Consider the following 23914-nt stretch of genomic DNA (forward strand, 5'->3'; position numbering starts at 1 on the left):
AGACCGGCTGGCACCTCGCCAGCCGGCCTCCTCCTTGGAGACCTGTCAGAACCCTGCGTCAGAACCCTTCCAGCACCAGCTTGCCGATGGTCCGCCCGCTCTCCAGCATGGCATGGGCGCGGCGCAGGTTGGCCGCATCGATCCGCCCGAGGTTCTCGCCCAGCGTGGTCCGCAGCCGGCCGGCATCGACCAGCCGTGCCACCTCGTTGAGCAAGAGATACTGCTCGATCATGTCCGGCGTGCCGAACATCGAGCGGGTGAACATGAACTCCCACACAAAGGTGGCGCTCTTGCTCTTCAGGTCGCCCACGGCCAGCGGGCCGCTGTTCTCCACGATCGAGCAGATCTTGCCTTGCGGCGCAATCACGGTCGCCATGGCAGCAAAGTGGCGGTCCGTGTCGTTAAAACACAGGATGTAGTCGACCTCGGCAAAGCCGAGCTTGCGCAACTGGGCCGGCATGTCGCCACGGTGATCGATGGTGTGGTCAGCGCCCAGCTCGCGGCACCAGGCAGCGGACTCCGGCCGCGACGCGGTGGCGATGACCGTCAGCCCCGCCAGCGTCTTGGCCAGCTGGATGCCGATGGAACCCACGCCCCCTGCTCCGCCGATAACCAGCACAGAGCGCCCGGCATGCTTGCCCTGCGGCGAGACGCCCAGGCGATCGAACAAGGCTTCCCACGCCGTAATGGCGGTCAGCGGCAACGCGGCGGCCTGGGCGAAATCGAGCAATGCAGGCTTATGGCCGACAATGCGCTCATCCACCAGGTGGAACTCGCTATTGGCGCCAGGCCGGGTAATGCTGCCAGCGTAGAAAACCGGGTCGCCCACCTTGAACAGGGTGACATCCGGGCCCACCGCGGCCACTGTGCCAGCTGCATCCCATCCGAGCACGCGCGTGACAGGCTCGACCTTATCCTTGGGCGCGCGCACCTTGGCATCCACGGGATTGACCGAGATGGCCGCCACCTTGACCAGCAGGTCGCGGCCTTCGGGCACGGGGGTGGCGATGTCCACGTCGACCAGGGATTGCGGGTCGTCGATCGGCAGGTAACGGGTCAGGCCAACGGCTTTCATTGCGGGTTCCACCAAGTCAATCAAGCAGGTTCTGCGGCACGGGATTGCGCCATGGCCACAGCGTAGCCCCACTGCCGTGCATTGATTAGCCGGAAAATCCAACAATCAATTTCCCGATTTCCCGGAAAATCTAGCCGTCTCCTTGTTTGCTGCCAGCCGCAAGGATCTGTCCGCCCCCAAAACTAGACTGCCGCGGCACCTCGCCACCCAGCGTGATGCGGATCGCGCAGTACTTGAATTCCGGGATCTTGCCGAAGGGGTCCAGCGCCGCGTTCGTCAGCTTGTTGACGGCGGCCTCGTAGTAGCAGAACGGCACGAACACCGCGCCGCGCGGCGTGCCGTCGTCCACCCGGGCAAACAGCGATACCTGGCCCCGGCGCGATGCGAGCGTCACCACGTCGCCCGGCTGGCCACCGATGGCGGCAAGGTCGAGCGGATGCACCAGCGCCACCGGCTCCGGTTCGATGGCATCCAGCACGCCCGCGCGCCGGGTCATGCTGCCGGTATGCCAGTGCTCGAGCTGCCGGCCGGTGATGAGCACGACCGGGTACTCCTGGTCGGGCCGCTCGGCCGCGGGAATGATGTCGGCCGGGACGAATCGGGCCCGGCCCGAAGCCGTCGGAAACGCGTCCGTAAAGATGACCGGCTCCCCCGGGTCGCCCTCAGCGCGGCAAGGATAGGTCACCGCGTCCTCCCGCTGCAAGCGCTCCCAGGTAATGCCGCCGATGCTGGGCATGGCATGGCGCATCTCGTCGAACACGTCGGCCACGCTCGCGTACGACCAGTCCAGCCCCAGCCTGGCGGCCATCTGCTGGATGATCCACAGGTCCTGCCGCGCTTGCCCGGGCGGATCGATCGCCTGGCGGCCAAGCTGCACCGTGCGGTCAGTGTTGGTAAAGGTGCCCGTCTTCTCAGGGAACGCCGACGCCGGCAGCACCACATCGGCGAGGTAGGCGGTCTCCGTCAGGAAGATATCCTGCACCACCAGGTGGTCCAGCGCCGCCAGCGCCTCGCGCGCGTGCTGGGCATCGGGATCCGACATGGCCGGGTTCTCGCCCATGATGTACATCCCGCGCACTTCGCCCCGCTCGATGGCCTGCATCACTTCGACCACGGTCAGCCCCGGCTGGCGATCCAGCGGCATGCCCCACAACGACTCGAAGCGCGCAACAGCCTCGGGATCGTCGACACGATGGTAGTCCGGATACATCATCGGGATCAGTCCGGCGTCGGAGGCGCCCTGCACATTGTTCTGGCCGCGCAGTGGGTGCAGCCCCGTGCCCGGCCGGCCGATCTGCCCCGTCATCAGCGCCAGGGCGATCAGGCAGCGGGCATTGTCGGTGCCGTGGATATGCTGGGAGATCCCCATGCCCCAAAGGATCATCGAGGCTTTGGAACTGGCATATAGCCGGGCCACATAGCGGATGGTGTCGGCATCGATGCCGCAAACCGGCGCCATCAGCTCCGGGCTGTAGGCCGCCACATTGCGCTGCAGTTCCTCATAGCCGATGGTGCGGCTGGCGATGAAATCCTGATCGACCAGTCCTTCGGCCACGATCACATGCATCATGGCGTTGAGCAGCGCCACATCGGTATCGGGCTCGAACTGCAGGAAGCGATGGGCGAAGCGCGCCAGGTCGGAGCGGCGTGGATCGGCCACGATCAGCTTGGTGCCATTTTTTACCGCGTTCTTGATCCAGGTTGCCGCCACCGGATGGTTCACCGTTGGATTGGCGCCGATCACGATCACCACCTGCGCGCGTGCCACATCCATCACCGGGTTGGAAACCGCGCCCGAACCGATGCCTTCGAGCAGCGCCGCCACCGACGACGCGTGGCAAAGCCGCGTGCAATGGTCCACGTTATTGCTGCCGAAGCCGGTGCGCACGAGCTTTTGAAACAGGTAGGCCTCTTCATTGCTCCCCTTGGCGGAGCCAAAGCCGGCCAGCGCGCGCTTGCCGTACGTGTCGCGGATGGCCGACAGGCTGGTGCCCGCAAGCGCGAGGGCCTCATCCCAGCTGGCTTCGCGGAACACGTCCATCACGCGCGCGGGATCCATCACGAAATCGCCACGCTTGGGGGCGCCTTCGCGCCGCACCAGCGGTACCGTCAGCCGGTGCGGATGCTGGGCGTAATCGAAGCCATAGCGGCCCTTCACGCACAGGCGCATCTGGTTGGCCGGCCCAGGACGCCCTTCGACAAACAGGATGCGGTTGTCCTTGACGTTGTAGGTGAGCTGGCAGCCCACCCCGCAATACGGGCAGACCGACTCCACCTGGCGATCCGGCACCGGCAACGCGGCGTCGCGGGCCGGCATCAGCGCGCCGGTCGGGCAGGCCTGCACGCACTCCCCGCAGGCGACGCAGGTGGAGGCGCCCATCGGGTCGCCCATGTCGAACACGATCGCGGCCTGGTCGCCGCGAAAGGCCAGCCCGATCACATCGTTGACCTGCTCCTCGCGGCAAGCGCGCACGCAGCGGGTGCACTGGATGCAGGCATCGAGATTGACGGCGATGGCCGGATGGGACAAATCGGCTGGCACGGCGGCGCGCGGCGCAAAGCGCGGCTTGCCGACGTCCAGCCGGGCGGACCACTGGTCCAGCTCATTGTTGCGCGTGTAACGCGCCTCAGGCATATCGGACTGCAGCAGCGCCAGCACCATGCGCTGCGCGCGCAGCGCGCGCTCGGAGGCGGTCTGCACCTCCATGCCCTGCGCAGGGTAGCGGCAGCACGACGGCGCCAGCACGCGCTCGCCCTTGATCTCCACCATGCAGGCGCGGCAGTTGCCGGCGGTGTCCAGGCCGTCCTTGTAGCACAGGTGCGGGATGTCGAACCCCTCGCGCTGCGCCACCTTGAGCAAGCTCTCGCCCGGCCCGGCGCACACGTCCCGGCCATTCAGGCGGAACGTCACCGTGGTATCCGAGGAGGCCTCCACTTGCGCGCGCTCGGCGCGGGTCAGTGCACTCATATCGTCCTCGCGGCTCAGGCCAGCTCCTGGGGAAAGTACTTGATCACGCAATCCACCGGGTTGGGCGCGGCCTGCCCCAGCCCGCAGATCGACGCATCCCGCATCACCGCAGACAAGTCCGCCAGCGCGGCCAGGTCCCATGCCGGCTGCGCGATCACGTCCAGCGCCTTGGCCGTGCCCACGCGGCATGGTGTGCATTGCCCACAGGACTCATGCTTGAAGAAGTGCATCAGGTTGCGCGCGACGGCCACCGCGCTGTCCTGCTCGGAAAACACCACGATGGCGGCCGATCCGATAAAGCAACCGTAGGGCTGCAGCGTATCGAAATCCAGCGGAATATCGCCCAGGGACGCCGGCAGGATGCCACCCGAGGCGCCACCCGGCAGGTAGCCGTAGAAGCGATGGCCGTCCTGCATGCCGCCGCAGTATTCCTCGATCAGCTCACTCGCGGTGATCCCCGCCGGCGCCACGTGCACGCCGGGCAGTTTCACGCGCCCTGACACCGAGAACGAGCGCAGCCCGTGCCGGCCATGGCGTCCCTGCGCGGCGAACCAGCCCGCGCCTTTTTCAAGGATCTCGCGGACCCAGTAAAGGGTCTCGAAGTTATGCTCCAGCGTGGGCCGGCCGAACAAGCCGACCTGCGCCACATAGGGCGGGCGCAGCCTGGGCATGCCGCGCTTGCCTTCGATCGATTCGATCATGGCGGACTCTTCGCCGCAGATATACGCGCCGGCGCCACGCCGCAACTGGATCTCCGGCATGCCCGGGATCGGTGGGTCGGCCTGCAGGCGGCGCAGCGCTTCGCCAAGCACGGCACGGCAGCCTGCGTATTCGTCGCGCAGGTAGATGTAGATCGCGCCGACCTGGGTCACCGCGGCGGCGATCAGCATGCCTTCGAGGAAGCGATGCGGATCGCGCTCCAGGTAGACGCGATCCTTGAAGGTACCGGGCTCGCCCTCATCCAGGTTGACTGCCATCAGGCGCGGCGCCGGCTCGGCCATCACGATCCGCCATTTGCGCCCGGTGGGGAAACCCGCGCCACCCAGCCCGCGCAAGCCGGAATCCTCCATCGTGCGCAGCAAGGATTCGGAATCACGCTCACCCGAGGCCACTGCGCGGAGCAACTGATACCCGCCTTGCGCGCGATAGTCGTCATAGCCCAGATGGGCTTCGGGCGCGTGATGCACGGCGCGTGCGGCAACCGTGTCCACAATGGTCTGCGCGCTCGCAAGATCCACCGGGTTCTGCCCGACCAGCGCGGCGGGCGCGCGCTCGCAGCGGCCGATGCAGGGCGCTGCCACCACCTTGACTTCGCTGCCCAGCAGGGCCGGCAGCCGGGCGAGCAGGTCGCGCGCCCCGCCCAGCTCGCAGGCGATGCCTTCGCACACGCGCACCGTCACCGCGGCCGGGGGCCGGATGGCGCCGTCCCCACCCTCGCGCACGACATCGAAATGATGGTAGAAAGTGGCGACTTCATAGACCTCCACCATCGACAATCCCATCTCCTGCGCCAGCGCCACCAGGTGCGGGATCGCCAACTGGCCGAAGTGGTCATTGATGGCATGCAGGTGCTCGATCAGAAGGTCGCGCCGGCGCGGTACGTCGCCCAGGGCGGCCTGGACTTCGGCCAAGGCTGCCGGGTCAGGCTGGCGCCCCTTTGGCTGGCGGCGCTTGCGCGCCTTGCCGATATCCTGGACCGCGATGGGAATGACGACCTGGTTCATGGCATTCTCGAAAAGCTGTCTCTTGGGGGGGCCGGATGGAACGGGGCACGCGCTACAAGTGCTTGCCCGCCGCTCTGGTCTTATCTTGCACTGCACGCGCCTCGCAACATGCAGCGGGAGTCGCGGGAGGGGTTTCGTTTTTGCTTTCGCCTTCGATCATATCCCTATTCCCGCGGCGCATTGACCGCGCCGATCCACGCCGGCAAGCCCGTCAGGTCAGGTCCTCCGGCACCGCGCGATATCCCATCGGCGGCGTGGTACTGGCATGCACATACTTCTTGGCGTGGGCTTCGCGCATTGGCTTGAGCACGAACAGCGCCAGGAAGGCGGACAGCGCCGCCATGCCCGAGGCGAGCATGAAGACCGCGTGCCAGTCGCCGGTGGCGGCGGTGATGACGCTGGAGAACGGCACCAGCAGCGCAGCCGTGCCCTTGGCGGTATACAACAGGCCAGCATTGGTGGCGGCGAACCTGGGCCCGAAGGTGTCGCCGCAGGTTGCCGGGAACAGGCTGTAGATCTCCCCCCAGGCGAAGAACACGACACCGGTCAGCACCACGAAAGCGATAGGATCCTGCCCGTACTTAGCCAGCAGCAGAATGCCCACCGCCTCGATCGCAAAGGCCAGGAACATCGTGTTCTCCCGGCCGATGTTGTCCGAGATCCAGCCAAAGAAGGGACGCGTCAGCCCATTGAGCACGCGGTCGATGGTGAGGGCGAAAGTCAGCGCGGGCAACGTCAGGCCGAGCAGCGATACCGGCACGCCATCGAGGCCGAAATCCTTGGCGATCGGGCCCAGCTGGGCGGTCGCCATCAGGCCGCCGGCCGCCATCATCACGAACATGGCGTACATCACCCAGAAGATCGGCGAGGACAGGACCTGGCGCGGCGAGGCGTTGTAGGCAGCCGTCTTGACCGCGGACGTGACCTGGTTCAGCACCTTGGCCGAAGGGGGATAGAGCGCCATGCCCAGGAAGAAGACGATCAGGCCCTGGCCCAGGCCGAACCACAAGAACGTGGCCTCGTAGCCGCTGGTCTTGATCATGTTGGCAATCGGCACCACGGTCAGCGCCGAGCCCGCGCCAAAGCCGGCGGCGGTGATGCCTGCCGCCAGCCCGCGCCGGTTTGGGAACCACTTCAACGCATTGCCCACGCAGGTGCCATACACCGCGCCCGCCCCCACCCCACCCACGGCTGCCGCGAAGTAGAGCATCGGCAGAGACGAGGCCACGGAGTTCAAGGCCCAGGCAATCGCGCACAGCAGGCCGCCACCCACCACGACCGGACGCGGGCCGTACTTGTCCACGAGGTAACCCTCGATCGGCACCAGCCAGGTTTCCGTAACGACGAAGATGGTGAACGCCACCTGGATCGCCGTGCGGCCCCAGTGGTACTTGTCGTCAATCGGGTTAACGAACAGTGTCCAGCCATATTGCATGTTGGCGATCATCGCCATGCAGATCACGCCAAAGGCGAGTTGAACCCAGGGTGAGGCAAAGCGTGACTCGGGCGCGTTTTGCTGATGTTCCATGGTGTCTCCTTATGGCGGGCGGGGCCGCCTTATGTGGAAAGGGCGTCTTCGGACACCTCTTTTGGGACGGCACCGCTTGTGCTGCATCCCAGATACTGCCGTCGCTTCAGTGCTATACAGTATGTGATATATCAATATAGTCAAGACGCTTTTAGCCCACTTGGCGGACCATGAAACTGCCCGGAAATGGCGATGGCAATGCACCGGAAAGCGGCACGAAGGTTACTCGTGCGCCACGCGCATCAAAGCGGGCGAGCAGTGCAAGCCGGCTTGCTGATGGATCAAGGACTTAGGGCGTCCCGCTTCATTAATGGCGCACGTGGACAAGCGGCTATCTGCCAGTACAAATGGGTCCGGGGAACCGGCCGGCGCAGCGCCTCAAAGACGATCCTCGGGAAAGTCCCTAGATTAAGTCAGGCAGACTTGGGCATCAATGTACTAAATGTCTGGCCCTTCAGGACAGAAGAGCGGAGGGAGCGAACAAGGAACTTGCGATCCGCAGAACAGCAAAAAGGTGCCTGGGAAGGCTTGGTGCAAGCGAACCCAGCAATCAAACCAAGGGAATCTGGCGGGGGATGGCCCCTATTCCAGCGCAGCGGCAGCGATTGGCGGCCATGCGGCCCGCCAATCGCACCACGCGAGCATCAGGCGCGGGCCAGGTTGGGTTGCGCGCTCACGCCAGACGGAGCCGGGCTGGCGCGGCCAATGCCGGCGGTTTCCTGCGAGGCGCCAAGGCCGGCAAAGCGGCCATGTTCCTGGGCACGGGCGAGCACAGGGGTCGGCACACGGGTAGCAATCAGGAAGGTAACACCAACGCCGAGGGCAATCAGACCAAAGGCAAGACCGAGAAGAAGTGCGCTGTCCATCAGAAAACTCCGGTAGGGATGGTGAGTAGGAGTTTTCATTATATGCTGCGGCGCACTATGTGTAAATATCCTGTATGTAATATATCATGAGATTTTGGGCGCTGACGCAACAGTCGTTCGCAACGCCATTCCCCTACCCTACGCGCGCCAGCAACGTCTGGTCCGGCTCCATGCCGCGCAGCGCGTCCCAGATGGCAGCAGCATTGGGCTTGAGCGACCGGCTCTTGCGCCGTACCAGCATCACCGAGGACGTGACCTGTGGCCGCAATGGCCGCATGACGGCGGCGGGGCCCAGCCCGGCTGCCTGGGCGCGCGATGGCACGATGCCGATGCCCAGCCCCAGCGCCACCATGCCGAAGATCGCGGCGAAGTGGCCAAGCACCTGCAGCGAGCCGGCGCGCACGTGATACACGCCAAAGGCCTGCTCTACGGCCGGCTGGATGCCCGAGTGCTGGTCCAGCATCAGCACATTGGCATCGTTCAGGTCGCCCCACCCTACCGTCTCGCGCGTGGCCAGCGGATGCTGCGATGGCAACACGGCATGGAACGGATCGACGCACAGGCCCTCGCAGTAGAGATCGTCCCCGGATTGCGGGTTCGTAGCGATGCCGAAGTCCACCTCGCCGCTGCGCACGCACTGCAGCACCGCCTCATGCGAGCGGTCTTTCAGGCTGATGCCGATGCCCGGCCAGGCCGCACGGCAACCCGCGAGCCAGCCCGGCAGCGACATCGACGACAGCACCGGATCGGACGCGATCTGCACCGCGCCCTGGCACGGCCTGGCCGCGCCCTGGCTCTCGCGCAGCGTCTGCTCGACTTCCTCGATCAGGTGGCAGATGCGCTGCGACAGGTGCTCGCCGGCGTCGGTGAGCTCGACCTGGCGCGTGGTGCGGTCAAACAGCCGCTGGTCGATCTCGTCCTCCAGCTCGCGCACGCTGCGGCTGATGGCGGACTGCGTCAGCCCGAGCTCAGCCGCGGCGCGGGTAAAGCTCTTCTGTCGCGCGACAGCCGCGAAGGCCTTGAGCTGGGGAAGCGAAATATTCATGATCACCCCTCCTGCATGCATTGGGCATTGGGCGCGGAGAGCGGCTTTGCCATGCCCCGCAGTGCGCTGCGCATCGTGATAGACGCCGGGCCCGGATTCGCGTCACGCGAATCCGGGCCCGGCTGGTGATTCAGTCGCTCTCGCGGGCAGAGAGTCCCGCCAGGTACGCCGCGGGATCGGTCGCCGGCACCAGGGGCTCGGCATGCCCGGTGATAAACCGTCGTCGCATCGGGGCCAGCACGAACTTGGCGGACAAACCAGCCGCGATGGTCACGATCGCCGCCACCGTAAAGACGGCATCCCACCCGCCACGCGCCGACAGGATCGAGGCCAGTGGCACCAGCATCGCCGCCGTGCCCTTGGCCGTGTACAGCGTGCCGGCATTGGCCGCGGCGAACTTGCTGCCGAAGGTATCGGCGCACAGCGCGGGAAAGATCGAGAAAATCTCGCCCCAGAACAGAAACGTCAGCGCCGCGAACGTCATGAACAGATAAGGGTTATGCCCGAACTCCATCAGCCCGAGCAGCGACAGTCCCTCGCCAATGAAGATAAAGAACATGGTGTTTTCCCGACCGATGCGGTCCGAGATAAAGCCGCACAGCGGTCGCGTGAAACCATTGCACAAGTTGTCGATCGACAGCGTCATGGTGAGCAGCGGCAGCGTGAACCCCAGCATCGTCACCGGCATCGACGCGAAGCCGAAGTCCCGCGCAATCGGACCGAGTTGCGCAGTGGCCATGATGCCGCCCGCCGCGACCGCCACGAACGAGGCGTAGATAACCCAGAAGACTGGCGTCTTCACCATCCGGCCCGGCGTGAACTCGATGGGATTGGTCAGCACCGCCTTGGCCGCCACGGCGCCCACAGGCGGACGCGGCTTGACCAGCAGCAAGGCCATCAGCAGGATGCAAGCGCCTTGCAGGATGCCGAAGGTGATAAAGGCTTGCTCGTAGCCCGAGCGCTGGATCATGTTGGCGATAGGGATCACGGTCAGCGCCGAGCCCGCGCCGAAACCGGCGGCGGTCAGCCCGGCCGCCAGGCCGCGCTTGTCCGGAAACCACTTGAGCGCATTGCCAACGCAGGTGCCATACACGCCGCCGGCGCCGATGCCGGCGATCACCGCCGCCAGGTAGAGCTGCGGCAGGCTGGTCGCGTACGCATTGATGACCCAGGCCAGCCCCGCGCACACCGCGCCGCATGCCACTACCGGGCGCGGACCGATCTTGTCGACCAACCAGCCTTCAAGCGGAACCAGCCAGGTCTCGGTCACGATGAAAATGGAAAAAGCGACCTGGATGGCGGACTCGCCCCAGTGGTGCTTGGCATTCATCGGGGTCACGAATAATGTCCAGCCGTATTGCAGATTGGCTACCAGCCCCATGCAAACCACACCGATCGCCAGCTGGAACCAGCGGTTGTGAAGCCAGCCCAGACGGCTTGCGGCCAATGCCGCCGAATTGTCGTGCGCCATGTCGTGTCTCCTGCATAGTGCGTGTCGCGCTCTGTGGCCCGACGGGTAGGCTTCTCTGGAAGGGGAGCCCTTGGTCACTACTTGATTGAGCGCGCCTGACATTGCGGCACGTGCATCCGTGGACTGATGCTAGTTCAAACTAAGTTCGGCACGGCATAAAGTTTTTTATTATGATCATTCACGATCCTCTATACATGGGACGGACGAGTGCATGAAGAACGCCACGCTGCGCCAGCTGAAGGTTTTCGAGACGGTCGCCCGGCACCTGAGCTTCTCCCGCGCGGCGGAGGAGCTACACCTGACGCAGCCCGCCGTCTCGACACAGGTGCGCCAGCTCGAGGGCCATGTCGGCCTGCCGCTGTTCGAGCAACTTGGCAAGAAGATCTACCTGACCCCGGCCGGCATCGAGATGCTGCACTACAGCCGCAGCATCATGCAGCAATTCCGCGAAGCGGAAGACGCGATGTCGCAGCTCAAGGGCATCTCCGGCGGACGGCTCAATGTGGCCGTGATCAGTGCCGGCGATTACTTCTTCCCGCGTCTGCTCGCGGAATTCATGCAGCGCCATGACGGCGTGACGCTCAACCTCGCAGTGCACAATCGCGAGGAATTGCTGCACCAGCTTGCGGGCAACCTGACCGACCTGGCGGTGATGGTGCGCCCCCCCGAAGGCATGGACACCGTCAGCGAATCCTTCGCGCCCCACCCTTACGTCATTGTTGCCGCGCCCAACCACCGGCTGGTGGGCGAGCGCAACATCCCGCTGGCGGCGCTGGCCGACGAAGCCTTCGTCGCGCGCGAGAAAGGCTCCGACACCTGGAACTCCATGCAGGAAGGCTTTGCCGGGCGCTTGTCCAACCTGCGCATTGCCATGGAGATCAAGAGCACCGAGACCATCAAGCAGGCCGTCATCGCCAACATGGGCATCGCGTTCCTGTCGGCACACACCGTCGGGCTGGAACTGCAGACGGGCAATCTCGCCGTGCTCGATATCGAGGGCTTCCCGGTCATGCTCAACTGGTACGTGGTGCATCGCAAGAACAAGCGCCTCCCACCGGTGGCGCTGGCCTTCAAGCATTTCCTGATGGAAGAAGGCGCCACCCTGATCCAGCGCATCACCGGCGTGGACAACCTGATAAAACATAAACGATAAGTTATGGTTATTCAGTCAAACTTTAATTATCGTTAATTAATCGGCAAACCTATCCTCGTCTCAGGCCCAATCTTTTCAGGCCCAACCTTTCACTGAGAGCCCGAGGAGTCCGATCATGAACCAGGTCCAGTTCGAAACCCGCACCAGTTCCCATGCCGACACCGCTGCCAGCGCACCGCGCGGGGTCGACGAATCGCAACTCGCCGCCTACAACGCCGCGTTCACCGAGCTTGGCCTGCGCTTTCGCTGGGACAGCGAGATGTACGCCTGGCTATGTGGCATCGAATGCGAGCACAGCCGCATCGCGCGCTATATCGAGCAGTATCACGCGCACCTGCTCAAGGCCTACGATGCCGGCTTCCTCAGCCGGCTGATCCTCGACAAGAAGGCCGACTACCTGCGTGCGAAGGCGCTTAAGGCCAACTGAGCAACGACGTCTTTTCCCCCGGCGGGCCTGCGCCATGCACCAAAATTGCGCCGAAAGTGCGTCACCGCACATTTCAGGGATGCCAGGCTCGCTAATGTCTGCCTACCAATCAAAAACAAGGAGGCAGCCATGGGATCACAGACGATGTTCGGCGCCGACGCGCCAGCCGGCACGCTCGCGCAGCAGCGCGAAGGGGCTTTCGCCAGCACCGGCGACTTGCCGATGCAGCATTGCCCGATCGAACCCACCTGGATCCGTACCGGGGCCCCGCAATCGCGCGCCGCGCAGCATTCCCGCGCGATCGACGGCCTGGCATCCACCAATGTGTGGGAATGCACGGGTGGCACGTTCGAGTGGTACTACGGCTGGGAGGAGACCGTGCTGATTCTGGAAGGCCAGGTCAGGGTCACCAGCGCCACCGGGCGCATGCATGTGCTGCGGGCCGGCGACATCGGCTATTTCCCTGCCAACACGACCTGGTTCTGGGAGGTCGATGGCTATGTGCGCAAGGTGGCGTTCTGCCGCAAGCAGGTCCCGGTCACGCTGCGCTTTGCCACCCGCGTGCTGGCACGGCTGAACTTCACCAATCGCGCTGGCGAGGCCTGCGGTGCCGCCACGGCTGCCCTGCGCCGCGCCATGGCGCGGATTGGCCTGCGCGATACGTCCGCCCTCACCCTGCTGATGACGCTGCCGCTCTGACACGGAACAACAGGGCGAGCACCGGCGAGAACCGGCGCTTGCCTTGTTCCTTGCTGGATGCCAGCGCCCGGACTATCGACTATCCGCGCATGTGGTTGACCAGCGATCCAATGCCCTCGATCGTGACCTCCACCACGGCGCCATCCTTCATCGAGCCGACGCCGACCGACGTGCCGCAGGCGATCACATCGCCAGGCAGAAGCGTGAGATCCTGCGAGATCAGGCTGACCTGTTGCTCGGGCGAGAAGATCAGGTCAGACAGCGGATAGTTCTGCCGCTGCGCGCCGTCGAGCCGCGTCACCACGCTGGTGGCGCGCCAGTCGAATTCCGTGACGATCACGGGGCCCAGGCAGCCGAAGGTGTCGAAGCCCTTGGCACGGCACCACTGCGGGAAATTCGGGTCCTCCGCGATCAGCTCGGCTGCGGTGACGTCGTTGACCACGGTGTAGCCGAAGATATGCGCCGCGGCATCGTCCGGCGCCACGTTGCGGCATCGGCGGCCGATCACGATGCCAAGCTCGCCCTCGTAGACGACCTTGCCGCTGTAGCTGCGGGGCCGCAGGATGGCATCCCCTGGCCCCGCCAGCGAACTCGCCGGCTTGATCAGGAATAGCGGATGCGCCGGCACCGGCTTTTCCAGCTTGCGCGCCAGCGCATGGAAGTTGTTCCACAGCGCCACGATCTTGCCCGGCTCGCACGGGCTCAGCAACCGCAGTCCCTCGTGCGGCAAGGTCGCGCCGGTGGGCTCCGGCCGCGCGTGGCCCGGGCCATCGTACTCGATGACATGATCGCCCTCGATCCGGCCAAAGCCGACCTCGCCGTCACCGGTCTGGAAGCGAATCCACGTTTGCATCGCAAGCTCCTTAGGCGAGAACGGCACACGCCCGTGTCCGCGCCTGTGCCGCATTGTCAAGAAACTGGCCCGCGCATGCGTGCATGGCGGGCCGGTTTTACCGCATGGCGCACCGATCAGATCTTGCCGGCGCCGCGGGCCCACTTGTACTTGGCCCCCAGCACCGCGACCGGGATCTCGGTCGAGTACGCGTAAGACGGCACGCCGTGCTCGTACAGGTATTCGGCAGCCTCCTCCACCTGCACGTCGCCCGCCAGCGAAGCCACGATCGGCTTGTCGATGCCGCGCGCCGCCATCTCCTCCTTCACCTCCACCACCAGCTTGGCAAACACCATCGGCGGCGTGATGATGGTGTGCCAGTAGCCCAGGATGATGGCGTGGATACGCGGGTCCTCCATGCCCAGGCGCAAGGTGTTCTTGTATGTGGTGGGCGGCTCGCCGCCGGTGATATCCACCGGATTGCCCGCCGCGCCAAAGGGCGGGATGAACTTGCGGAATGCCGCGTCGAGATCGTCCGGCATGGTCATCAGCGACAGGTTGTTGTCCACGCAAGCGTCCGACAGCAACACGCCCGAGCCGCCGGCGCCGGTGATGATCACCACGTTCTCACCCTTGGGCGTGGGCAGCTTGGGAATGCCGCGCGCGAACTCCAGCAGATCGCGCAGCGAGCGCGCGCGGATCACGCCGCACTGCCTGAACACTTCCTCGTAGATCTTGTCGTTGCCCGCCAGCGCGCCCGTGTGCGAACTGGCGGCGCGTGCGCCCATGCTGGTGCGCCCGGCCTTGAGCACGACCACCGGCTTTTTCTTCGAGACCCGTTTCGCCGCTTCGGCGAAGGCGCGGCCGTCCTTCAGATCCTCGCAGTGCTGGGCGATGATCTCGGTGTTGTCGTCCTGCTCGAAGAACGTCAGCAGATCGTCTTCATCGATATCCGACTTGTTGCCCAGCCCGACGATGGCCGACACGCCCATCTTGGCCGAGCGCGAGAAGCCGATGATGGCCATGCCGATGCCACCGGACTGCGACGACAGCGCGGCCTTGCCCTTGACGTCATACGGCGTGCAGAAGGTCGCGCACAGGTTCTTGGGCGTGTAGTAGAAGCCGTAGATATTCGGCCCCATCAAGCGGATATCGTGCTTGCGCGCGATGGCGACGATCTCCTCCTGCCCTTGCACGTTGCCGGTCTCGGCAAACCCGGAGGGAATCAGCACCGCACCCGGAATGTGCTTCTTGCCCACCTCTTCCAGCGCCCCGGCCACCAGCTTGGCGGGAATGGCGAAGACCGCCACATCCACCTCGCCCGGCACATCGAGCACGCTCTTGTAGGCGGTCATGCCCATGATCTCGCCGCCCTTGGGATGGATCGGGTAGATCTTGCCCTGGTAGCCGCCGTTGATCAGGTTCTTCATCACCGAGTTGCCGATCTTGCCGTCCTCGTTCGAGGCGCCGATCACGGCTACCGAATCGGGACGCATGATGCGGTTCATCTGTCTGACGATAGCCTCCTGGCTGGGGCGATAGCGCGCCGGCTGCGGCGCGAAATCCACCACGATGCGCACGTCCGCGGCGATGGCGCCGTCCTTGCTGGCAAACACCGGGTTGAGGTCAAGCTCCGAGATTTCCGGGAAATCGCTCACCAGTTCGGAGACCCGCTGGATCATGCCGGCCAGCGCCTCGCGATCGGCCGGATCGGCGCCGCGCACGCCCTTGAGCACATCGGCGGCGGCGATGCCATCGAGCATCGACAGCGCATCCTCCTGGCTGGCCGGCGCCATGCGGAAGGTGATGTCCTTGAGCACTTCCACCAGCACGCCGCCGAGGCCGAATGCCACCAGCTTGCCGAACGACGGATCGGTGACCGCGCCGATGATCACCTCCTGCCCGCCGGCGATCATCTGCTGCACCTGCACGCCGACGATGTTGGCCTTGGCGTCGTACTTCTTCGCGTTCTCGATGATGCTCAGGTAACCGCTCTCCACATCCGCCGCGTTCTTCAGGCCCACCAGTACCCCACCCGCCTCGGTCTTGTGCAGGATGTCGGGCGACACGATCTTGAGCACCACCGGGTAGCCCATCTTGTCCGCCAGCTCGACCGCACCGGTGGGTGACTTCGCCACGCCCTCGCCCGGCACCGGGATGCCATAGGCGTCGCACACCAGCTTGCCCTCGGGCGCCGTCAGTGCGTTGCGGCCTTCTTCCTTCACGGCGGCGAGGATCTTCCGCACCGCGTCCTTATTGTGTGCCATGTCAGGTCTCCATCTGTTCATGGATTGCGTAGGGATGAACCGGCCCTCGCACTCGCGTGAAACGCGAGGGCGGGCGGCTTGTGAACTCAGTTCGGGAGGTGCTTGAATTAATGCAGAGACGCCCGGGGCGTCAGACCGCCCCGGCGGCGCGCAAGGCGGCGATCTGCGAAGGCGTGCGCCCCAGCCAGTCGAGGATTTCCTCGGTATGCTCGCCCAGCAGCGGCGAACGCTCCACCTCCACCGGCGACGCCGACAGGGTAATCGGGCATCCCAGCTGCACGTACTGGCCGCGCTCCGGATGATCCAGCTCCACCAGGTAGCCGCGCTCGTACATCGACTTGTCCTCGATCAGGTCTTTCATCGACAGGATCGGGCCGCATGGCACGTCGACCTCGTTGAGCGCCTCCATCACCTCGAACTTGGTGCGCGTGCGCGTCCATTTCTCGATGATGGAGAAGCACTCTTCCAGGCATTTGAGGCGGGCTTCCGGCGTCGCGAACTGCGCATGCGTGATCAGGTCTTCCCTGCCGCACAGGCGCATCAGCGGCTCCCAGCCTTGCGGCTGGACGATCACGTAGACGTAGTCGTTGGCCCCGCCCGGGGCACAGCGCAGCGCAGCGCCGGGCTGGCCACCGCCCGAGGCATTGCCGGCGCGCGGCACGAAGTCGTCGAACGCCTGGCTGGGATATTCGCGCATCGGGCCGGCGGCCAGGCGCTGCTGGTCGCGCAGCTTGACCCGGCACAGGTTGAGCACGGAATCCTGCATCGCCACTTCCACCCGCTGCCCGCGCCCGGAATGCTCGCGATGCAGCAGCGCGGCAAGGATGCCCACCACGCAGTGGATGCCCGTGCCGGAATCGCCGATCTGCGCGCCGGTGACAGTGGGAGGGCCGTCGCTGGAACCCGTGGTGCTGGCCGAGCCGCCCATGCACTGGGCCACGTTCTCATACGCCTTGCAATCCGCATACGGCCCCGGGCCGAAGCCCTTGATCGACGCGTAGATCAGCCGCGGGTTGAGCGTGCGCAGGCGGTCCCAGTCGAAGCCCGCGCGGTCCAGCACGCCGGGGCCGAAGTTCTCCACCAGCACGTCGCAGCGCTGCACCAGGTCCTCCAGCAGCGCCTTGCCTTCCGGCGTCTTCATATTGAGCGTCAGGCTGCGCTTGTTGGAGTTGAGCATCGTGAAGTAGAGGCTGTCGGCGTTGGGCACGTCGCGCAGCTGGCTGCGCGTGATGTCGCCGCGCCCCGGCAACTCCACCTTGATCACATCGGCCCCCAGCCATGCCATCAGCTGGGTGGCCGAAGGGCCGGCCTGCACATGGGTCATGTCCAGGATCCGCACACCTTCGAGTGCCTTGTTCATGGTCTTGTCTCCTCGCACCGGGGTTACTTGTACATGGTCTGGTTCTTGGTGCCCGGCGCGTACTCGCGCGGATCCACCCAGATATTGATCACGGCCGACTTTCCGGTGCGCTGCACCGCCTCGCGCCCGCGCTGCAGCGCGCCGGCGATCTTGCCCGGGTCGCGCACTTCCTCGCCATAGCCGCCGAGCATTTCGGCGAACTTGGAGAACGGCACGTCCGACAGCAGGTTGCCCACGTTGCCGCGCGCCTCGCCGTACTTGGCGAGCTGGCCGTAGCGGATCTGGTTCATGGCGGAGTTGTTGCCGATCACCGCCAGATAGGGCACGCCGAAACGGTTGGCGGTTTCCATGTCGAACGCCGTCATGCCGAAGGAGCCGTCGCCGTAGTAGCAGAGGATTTCCTTGTTGGGGTTGGCCAGGCCAGCGGCGATGGCAAAACCGGTGCCGACGCCCAGCGAGCCCAGCGCACCCGGGTCCATCCACTGCCCGGGACGGCGCGGGCGCACCGCTTGCGCGGAGATGGTCACCACGTCGCCGCCGTCGCCGATGTAGACCGTGTCGTCCGACAGGAACTCATTCAGTTCATAGGCCACGCGGTACGGATGGATCGGCGTGTTTTCCGAGCGGAACAGCGGCATCAGCTTCTCGGCCGCCACGGCCTCGGCTTCGGTCAGCTGGCCCATCCATTTCTGGCGCGCCTGGCGCTTGTCGTGCTTGATGCGCCCGCTGGCAGCCTGCAGCACCGCGCCGAGGATGGCACCGGGGTCGCCCACCAGGCCAAGATCGATCTCACGGTTCTTGCCGACCGTGCGGTAGTCCATATCGATCTGCACCAGCGTCAGCTCCTTGCTGATGCGCTTGCCGTAGCCCATGCGGAAGTCGAACGGCGTGCCCACGATGATCAGCACGTCGGCGTTGGCGAAAGCTTGCGTACGGGTGCGGTCGAAGTGATGCGGATCGCCCGGCGGCAGCAGGCCGCGGCTGGCGCCGTTGAAATAGCCGGGAATATCCAGGCCCTTGAGCAGCGCGATGGCCTCTTCATGACCGCGCGCGGTCCAGACCTGCTGGCCGTAGAGGATGGCCGGACGCTCGGCATTGACCAGGATGTCGGCCAGGCGCTCGATATCCCTCGGGTCGCCGATGGATCGGGTGGAGGCGCGATAGTGGCCGGGGCGCGGAATCACCGCTCGCGATACATCGACTTCGCGGTCGAGCACGTCACGCGGGATTTCCAGGTAGGCCGGGCCGGGTGCGCCGTTGAAGCATTCGCGCGCCGCCATCGAGATCATGTCCGCCACCCGCTCGGTGCTGGGGATGGTGGCAGCAAACTTGGTGATGGCCGACATCATGTCCACGTGCGGCAGGTCTTGCAGCGAGCCCATCTTGTGCTGGGACAGCGCGCCCTGTCCGCCGATATGGATGATCGGGCTTTCCGAGCGGAAAGCCGTCGCCACGCCGGTCACGGCATTGGTGCAGCCAGGGCCGGCTGTGGTCACCACACAGCCCAGCTTGCCGGTCTGGCGGGCGTAGCCGTCCGCCGCGTGCGCGGCAACCTGCTCATGGCGCACGTCGATGATGCGGATGCCCTCGTCCACGCAGCCGTCGTAAATGTCGATGATGTGGCCGCCACACAGCGTGAAGATGGTGTCGACGCCTTCGTTCTTCAGGGCCCGCGCTACCAGGTGGCCGCCGGAAATCACGCCGGCATCGCGGGTTTTCTGCTTCAGGGTGTCTTCGGCCGTGGTGGATTCAGGCCGCGTGGGTGCGACTGCAGACATGTCTTGGTCTCCTCGTTGACTGGGTTGCGACAGGCTGTGACGCGGACCTGGCCCGTTGTCACGACATCCTTTCGCCCTTTGCTGCTTGGCTGCCTGGCCGATGCCTGCCCTGCATGTCACCTGGCCCTGCGACGCTATCGATCCTTTTCGCCGGATCTTGATGACATACGGTATGTGATATATCAACGAAGCTCAAGGAAAATTTCGGTATCGGGAGAAGTGTTTCAACGACGCGATGCAGCAATTCAGCCCAAAAATGACCATGGATAAGCGAAATTGCTGAGTCCGAGCACATTCATTCCGATTCCTCACGGGTTGGATCTGCTCACGGCTTCATACGGCCTCTTCAGGGAAAACGGCCTTGTTTATCTTTTATATATTACATACCATATATTACAGCGCATCCTGCCGGACCACCCGGTTCTGCGGCTCGCCGGCACGCGCATTACCAAGAGCGAGGAGACTGTGAACATTCACGAATATCAGGCCAAGGAATTGCTCAGGCGCTTCGACGTGGCCGTGCCACGCGGCGCGGTCGCCTTTACCCCCGAGGAAGCCGCTAGCGCGGCACGCAAGATCGGCGGATCCACATGGGTGGTGAAGTCCCAGATCCATGCCGGCGGCCGCGGCGCCGGCCGCTTTGCCGGCGACCCCGACGGCAAGGGCGGCGTACGCGTGGTGAAGTCCGTCGACGCGGTGCGTGCGCAGGCCGAGCAGATGCTCGGCAAAGTGCTCGTCACCAAGCAGACCGGAGAGGCCGGACGCGAGGTAAAGCGCCTATATGTGGAGGAAGGCTGCGAGATTGCCCGCGAGCTTTACCTGGGCATGCTGATCGACCGCGCCACCTCCCGCATCACGCTGATGGCCTCGACCGAAGGCGGCATGGAGATCGAGGAAGTGGCGGCCCGCACGCCGGAGAAGATCCTGAAGGTTGCGATCGACCCGGCCAGCGGCATCCAGCCCTTCCATGCGCGCCGCCTGGCCTTTGGGCTGGGGCTCGTCGGCAAGCAGGTGAGCGCGGCCTCGCGCTTCATCTTGTCCGCCTATCGCGCCTTTACCGAACTGGACGCGTCGGTCGTGGAAATCAACCCGCTGGTCGTCACGCGCGCGGGCGGCGTGATCGCGCTCGACGCCAAGTTCAATTTTGACGATAACGCGCTGTACCGCCATCCGGATATCGAATCCCTGCGCGACGAGACCGAGGAAGATCCCGCCGAGGCGGCAGCCGCCCGCCACGGGCTGAATTACGTCAAGCTCGATGGCAGCATCGGCTGCATGGTCAACGGTGCCGGGCTGGCGATGGCCACCATGGACATCATCCAGCTCTACGGCGGCGAGCCGGCCAACTTCCTCGACGTGGGTGGCGGCGCCACCAAGGAGCGCGTGACGGCGGCCTTCCGCCTGATCCTGGACGACCCCAAGGTCAAAGGCATCCTGGTGAACATCTTCGGCGGCATCATGCGCTGCGACGTGATCGCCGAAGGGGTGGTGGCCGCCGCGCGCGAGATCGACCTCACGGTGCCGCTGGTGGTCCGGCTCGAAGGCACCAACGTGGAACTCGGCAAGGCCATCCTGCGCGACTCGGGCCTGCCGATCCTGTCGGCCGATCATCTTGCCGACGCCGCCGAAAAAGTGGTCAAGGCGGTGAAGGCCGCGCAAGGTCACGTCCAGATACTGGGAGGGCATTGACATGGCCGTACTGATCCATCAAGACACCAAGGTGATCTGCCAGGGCTTTACCGGCGCGCAAGGCACCTTTCACTCCGAGCAAGCGGTGGCCTATGGCACGTGCATGGTCGGCGGGGTGACGCCCGGCAAGGGGGGCGATACGCATCTGGGGCTGCCGGTGTTCGACACCGTGGCCGCGGCGGTAGCGCGCACCGGCGCCGACGCCTCGGTCATCTACGTGCCACCACCCTTCGCCGCCGATGCCATCCTGGAAGCCGTGGATGCCGGTATCGGCCTGATCGTGTGCATTACCGAAGGTATCCCGGTGATCGACATGGTGCGGGTCAAGCGCGCGCTCTGCGCCTCGGGCAGCCGCCTGGTCGGACCCAACTGCCCGGGCGTGATCACGCCGGGCCAGTGCAAGATCGGCATCATGCCAGGCCATATCCACCGTCCCGGCAAGATCGGCGTGGTGTCCCGCTCCGGCACCCTCACCTATGAGGCCGTGGCGCAAACCACCGCCGCGGGGCTCGGGCAAAGCACCTGCATCGGCATTGGCGGCGATCCGGTCAATGGCACCAGCTTCATCGATTGCCTGGAGATGTTCCTGGCCGACGACGATACCGAAGGCATCATCATGATCGGCGAGATCGGCGGCTCGGCGGAAGAAGAAGCGGCACAGTTCCTGCAGGACGCGCGCAGCGGCGGGCGCGTCAAACCCGTGGTGGGCTTTATTGCCGGCACGACTGCCCCGCCGGGACGGCGCATGGGACATGCTGGCGCGATCATCTCGGGCGGCATGGGTACGGCCGAGGCCAAGATCGACGCCATGCGCGCTGCCGGGATCCGCATCGCGCGCTCGCCGGCCGAGCTGGGCAAGACGATGGTGGAGGCGATGGTGGAGGCGATGGAGGTGTAGCGGGTGGCTGCCGGATATAGAACGAGAACGGCGGACAATGTCCGCCGTTCTTGATTGCCAGAGTGCCAGAGGCGGGCGCCTCTGATTTCAGCCTTCAATCCAGGAAGTCGCAGTTCTTCTCGACATAATCCGCCAGATCCAGCGAATGCTGGCGCACCAGCTTCTCGGCCAGTTCGGTGTCGCGTTTTTCCAGCGCCTCGATGATGCGCAGGTGATCGACGATGGAGCGCGAAGCGCGATCGCTTTGCGAGATCGTCATCTTCCGGATGGCGCGCACATGGATAAAGATGTTCTTGATCGAATCCATGATGATCTGCGACTTCGACAACTGCACGATCGCCTGGTGGAAGGCGATGTTCGCGTCGGAGTATTCCTCGATATGCTCAGCCGGCGTGGCATCGCGGAAGCTATCGAACATATGGCGCAGTTGCGCGATCTCCTGGTCGCTGGCGTTCAGCGTGGCCAGGCGCGCGGCCATGCTCTCGAGCGCGGCCCACACCTGGATCATCTCGACGATTTCGCGCTTGGTCTTGCGCATGATGTAGATGCCGCGGCGCGGCACCGTGCGCAGGAACCCTTCCTGCTCCAGCAGCGTCATGGCCTCGCGGATCGGGGTGCGGCTCACGCCCAGCGCCTCGCTCAGGACTCGCTCGTCCAGCCGGATTTCCTCGGTCGACTGATAGATGTCGGCGTCGGCAATGGCCTGGCGCAGCATGGCGTACGCCTGGTCGCGCAGGCTGGCACCGGCGTTGATGGGTTGGAGGGACAGGGTCAGTGCAGCAGGCTGGACCGCGGATTGAGTTTGCGCAGACATGAATGGGCTCTTGTTGAAACCAGCGCCGCGGCGAACGGGACAGTCGCCTGCGGCTTCCCGCTTAGCTTACCAAAAGCAGCCATTGCATGAGCTGAATGCATAGGAAAATGCACAATTGATATAAATCGGCTGCCAGGGTGGCGGTTTTGCGTATATGGTATATCACATGGTGCGCCGCCGAAACCGGCCGGCGCCACCATTTCGTCCCGGCCGGCCCGGCACCCGCGCTCAAGCCACCTGCGCCATCCGTTCACGCTGCTTGATCAGGCCCAGCACCGCGTCCACCATCGGTGTGGGCTGCCCCACCAACCGGCCCATTTCCTGCACCACCGTCAGCAAGGGGTCGATCTCCATGGCCCGCCCTGCCTCCAGGTCCTGCAGCATGGAAGTCTTGTGTGCCCCAACCGCGCCGGCGCCGTCGATGCGGCGCTCCACATCTACCCGGAACCGCACGCCAAACCGTTCCGCAATCGCTTGCGCTTCCAGCATCATTGCGCGCGATAGTCCACGGGTGGCCGGATCGGCTGTGATGATATCCAGCGTGGCATGCGTGAGCGCGCTGATCGGGTTGAAGCACAGGTTGCCCCACAGCTTGAGCCAGATCTCGTCGCGGATATTGTCGCGGATGGGCGCTTCCAGTCCGCCGGCCACCATCATTTCGCTCAGGTGGCTCACGCGCGCCGAGTTGCTGCCGTCGGGCTCGCCCAGCGGGAATTTCTTGCCGTAGACATGGCGGATCACGCCGGGCGCCGCGATCTCGGCGGCGGGATAGAGCACACAGCCGATCGCCCGCTCCGGCCCCAGGCCACGCCACTGGCGCCCGCCCGGGTCGACGCTTTCCAGCCTGGTGCCCGCGAGCGGACCGCCGTGCTGATGGAAATACCAGTAAGGGATGCCGTTGACACCCGTCACCACCGCTGTCCTGGGACCAAGCAACGGCTGCATCAGGTCCACCACGCCCGGCACGGAATGCGCTTTCAGGGTGATGAAGACATAGTCCTGCGGCCCCAGCGTGGCCGGGTCATCAGTGCAATTGACCTTGGCCACCCTCTCCTCGCCCTCGCTCAGCAGCCGCAGGCCGTTGGCGCGCATGGCGGCCAGATGGGGGCCACGTGCGACCAGGCTGACCTCGGCGCCCGCCAATGCCAGCTGGACGCCGAGATAGCCGCCGATTGCGCCGGCGCCATAGATACACACTTTCATGATGTCGTCTCCCGGTGGTTTTATGGGCGTATGTTTTGATATATCACATACTATATTCCACAAAGACCGAACACAACCTCAATCTACCGCCGCCCTGGACCTGCCGCATGCCCAAGT

The 23914-nt window shown here is 65.0% G+C and carries 18 protein-coding genes; 5 read left to right on the forward strand and 13 right to left on the reverse strand.

Translation table 11 applies throughout. The features are described 5' to 3' along the window. Positions 1 to 58: 58 nt before the first annotated feature. The 7 genes from AC07XB_RS14180 to oxlT (AC07XB_RS14210) form a co-directional block, all read right to left on the reverse strand. Complete coding sequence (locus AC07XB_RS14180) at positions 59 to 1075, reverse strand: zinc-binding alcohol dehydrogenase family protein (RefSeq protein ID WP_492373682.1); 1017 nt, start codon at positions 1073 to 1075, stop codon at positions 59 to 61. Between the two features lie 130 nt (positions 1076 to 1205). Further along, positions 1206 to 4043, reverse strand: coding sequence for a formate dehydrogenase subunit alpha (gene fdhF / locus AC07XB_RS14185; RefSeq protein WP_492828242.1), 2838 nt, complete (start codon positions 4041 to 4043; stop codon positions 1206 to 1208). Between the two features lie 14 nt (positions 4044 to 4057). Then, positions 4058 to 5767, reverse strand: a complete 1710-nt coding sequence (locus AC07XB_RS14190) for an NADH-ubiquinone oxidoreductase-F iron-sulfur binding region domain-containing protein (protein ID WP_492828240.1) — start codon at positions 5765 to 5767, stop codon at positions 4058 to 4060. Between the two features lie 211 nt (positions 5768 to 5978). After that, entirely contained in the window at positions 5979 to 7295 is a 1317-nt protein-coding gene (gene oxlT, locus AC07XB_RS14195; protein WP_492387197.1) for an oxalate/formate MFS antiporter, read from the reverse strand. Between the two features lie 644 nt (positions 7296 to 7939). Next, positions 7940 to 8161, reverse strand: coding sequence for a hypothetical protein (locus AC07XB_RS14200; protein WP_492373108.1), 222 nt, complete (start codon positions 8159 to 8161; stop codon positions 7940 to 7942). A gap of 133 nt (positions 8162 to 8294) precedes the next feature. After that, entirely contained in the window at positions 8295 to 9206 is a 912-nt protein-coding gene (locus tag AC07XB_RS14205; RefSeq protein ID WP_492373109.1) for a LysR family transcriptional regulator, read from the reverse strand. A 130-nt stretch (positions 9207 to 9336) separates the two neighbouring features. Beyond that, positions 9337 to 10677: an oxalate/formate MFS antiporter gene (oxlT, locus tag AC07XB_RS14210; protein WP_492373110.1), complete on the reverse strand. Its 1341-nt coding sequence runs from the start codon at positions 10675 to 10677 to the stop codon at positions 9337 to 9339. A gap of 211 nt (positions 10678 to 10888) precedes the next feature. Between oxlT (AC07XB_RS14210) and AC07XB_RS14215 the strand changes: the two genes are divergently transcribed. The 3 genes from AC07XB_RS14215 (at position 10889) to AC07XB_RS14225 (ending at position 12956) form a co-directional block, all read left to right on the forward strand. After that, on the forward strand, positions 10889 to 11830 hold the full coding sequence (locus AC07XB_RS14215; protein WP_441637573.1) for a LysR family transcriptional regulator: 942 nt from the start codon (positions 10889 to 10891) through the stop codon (positions 11828 to 11830). 115 nt (positions 11831 to 11945) lie between these two features. Then, complete coding sequence (locus AC07XB_RS14220; protein ID WP_043355743.1) at positions 11946 to 12257, forward strand: hypothetical protein; 312 nt, start codon at positions 11946 to 11948, stop codon at positions 12255 to 12257. A gap of 129 nt (positions 12258 to 12386) precedes the next feature. Continuing rightward, on the forward strand, positions 12387 to 12956 hold the full coding sequence (locus tag AC07XB_RS14225; RefSeq protein WP_492373111.1) for a cupin domain-containing protein: 570 nt from the start codon (positions 12387 to 12389) through the stop codon (positions 12954 to 12956). A gap of 79 nt (positions 12957 to 13035) precedes the next feature. Here the strand turns inward: AC07XB_RS14225 and AC07XB_RS14230 are convergent, their stop codons facing one another. The 4 genes from AC07XB_RS14230 to AC07XB_RS14245 all read right to left on the reverse strand — a co-directional run bounded on the left by AC07XB_RS14230 (position 13036) and on the right by AC07XB_RS14245 (position 19193). Next, a complete protein-coding gene (locus tag AC07XB_RS14230; RefSeq protein WP_492828239.1) occupies positions 13036 to 13809 on the reverse strand; it encodes a fumarylacetoacetate hydrolase family protein in 774 nt (257 codons plus the stop codon). A gap of 116 nt (positions 13810 to 13925) precedes the next feature. Then, on the reverse strand, positions 13926 to 16055 hold the full coding sequence (locus tag AC07XB_RS14235) for an acetate--CoA ligase family protein (RefSeq protein ID WP_492828238.1): 2130 nt from the start codon (positions 16053 to 16055) through the stop codon (positions 13926 to 13928). 130 nt (positions 16056 to 16185) lie between these two features. Continuing rightward, positions 16186 to 17415 (reverse strand): formyl-CoA transferase, encoded by a 1230-nt coding sequence (frc, locus tag AC07XB_RS14240; RefSeq protein WP_492373114.1) that lies wholly within the window; start codon positions 17413 to 17415, stop codon positions 16186 to 16188. A gap of 23 nt (positions 17416 to 17438) precedes the next feature. Then, positions 17439 to 19193 (reverse strand): thiamine pyrophosphate-binding protein, encoded by a 1755-nt coding sequence (locus AC07XB_RS14245; protein ID WP_492373115.1) that lies wholly within the window; start codon positions 19191 to 19193, stop codon positions 17439 to 17441. 465 nt (positions 19194 to 19658) lie between these two features. Between AC07XB_RS14245 and sucC the strand changes: the two genes are divergently transcribed. Beyond that, the gene (gene sucC, locus AC07XB_RS14250) at positions 19659 to 20882 is read left to right on the forward strand and encodes an ADP-forming succinate--CoA ligase subunit beta (protein ID WP_492373116.1); all 1224 of its coding nucleotides are present in this window, start codon (positions 19659 to 19661) and stop codon (positions 20880 to 20882) included. Between the two features lies 1 nt (position 20883). After that, positions 20884 to 21780 (forward strand): succinate--CoA ligase subunit alpha, encoded by an 897-nt coding sequence (gene sucD / locus AC07XB_RS14255; RefSeq protein ID WP_492828237.1) that lies wholly within the window; start codon positions 20884 to 20886, stop codon positions 21778 to 21780. A 94-nt stretch (positions 21781 to 21874) separates the two neighbouring features. Here the strand turns inward: sucD and AC07XB_RS14260 are convergent, their stop codons facing one another. Both AC07XB_RS14260 and AC07XB_RS14265 read right to left on the reverse strand, forming a co-directional pair. After that, entirely contained in the window at positions 21875 to 22594 is a 720-nt protein-coding gene (locus AC07XB_RS14260) for a GntR family transcriptional regulator (RefSeq protein WP_183034614.1), read from the reverse strand. Between the two features lie 228 nt (positions 22595 to 22822). Then, positions 22823 to 23797: a 2-dehydropantoate 2-reductase gene (locus AC07XB_RS14265; protein ID WP_492373118.1), complete on the reverse strand. Its 975-nt coding sequence runs from the start codon at positions 23795 to 23797 to the stop codon at positions 22823 to 22825. Positions 23798 to 23914: the final 117 nt, after the last annotated feature.

It is taken from the genome of Cupriavidus sp. GW821-FHT02F09 (assembly GCF_059421605.1).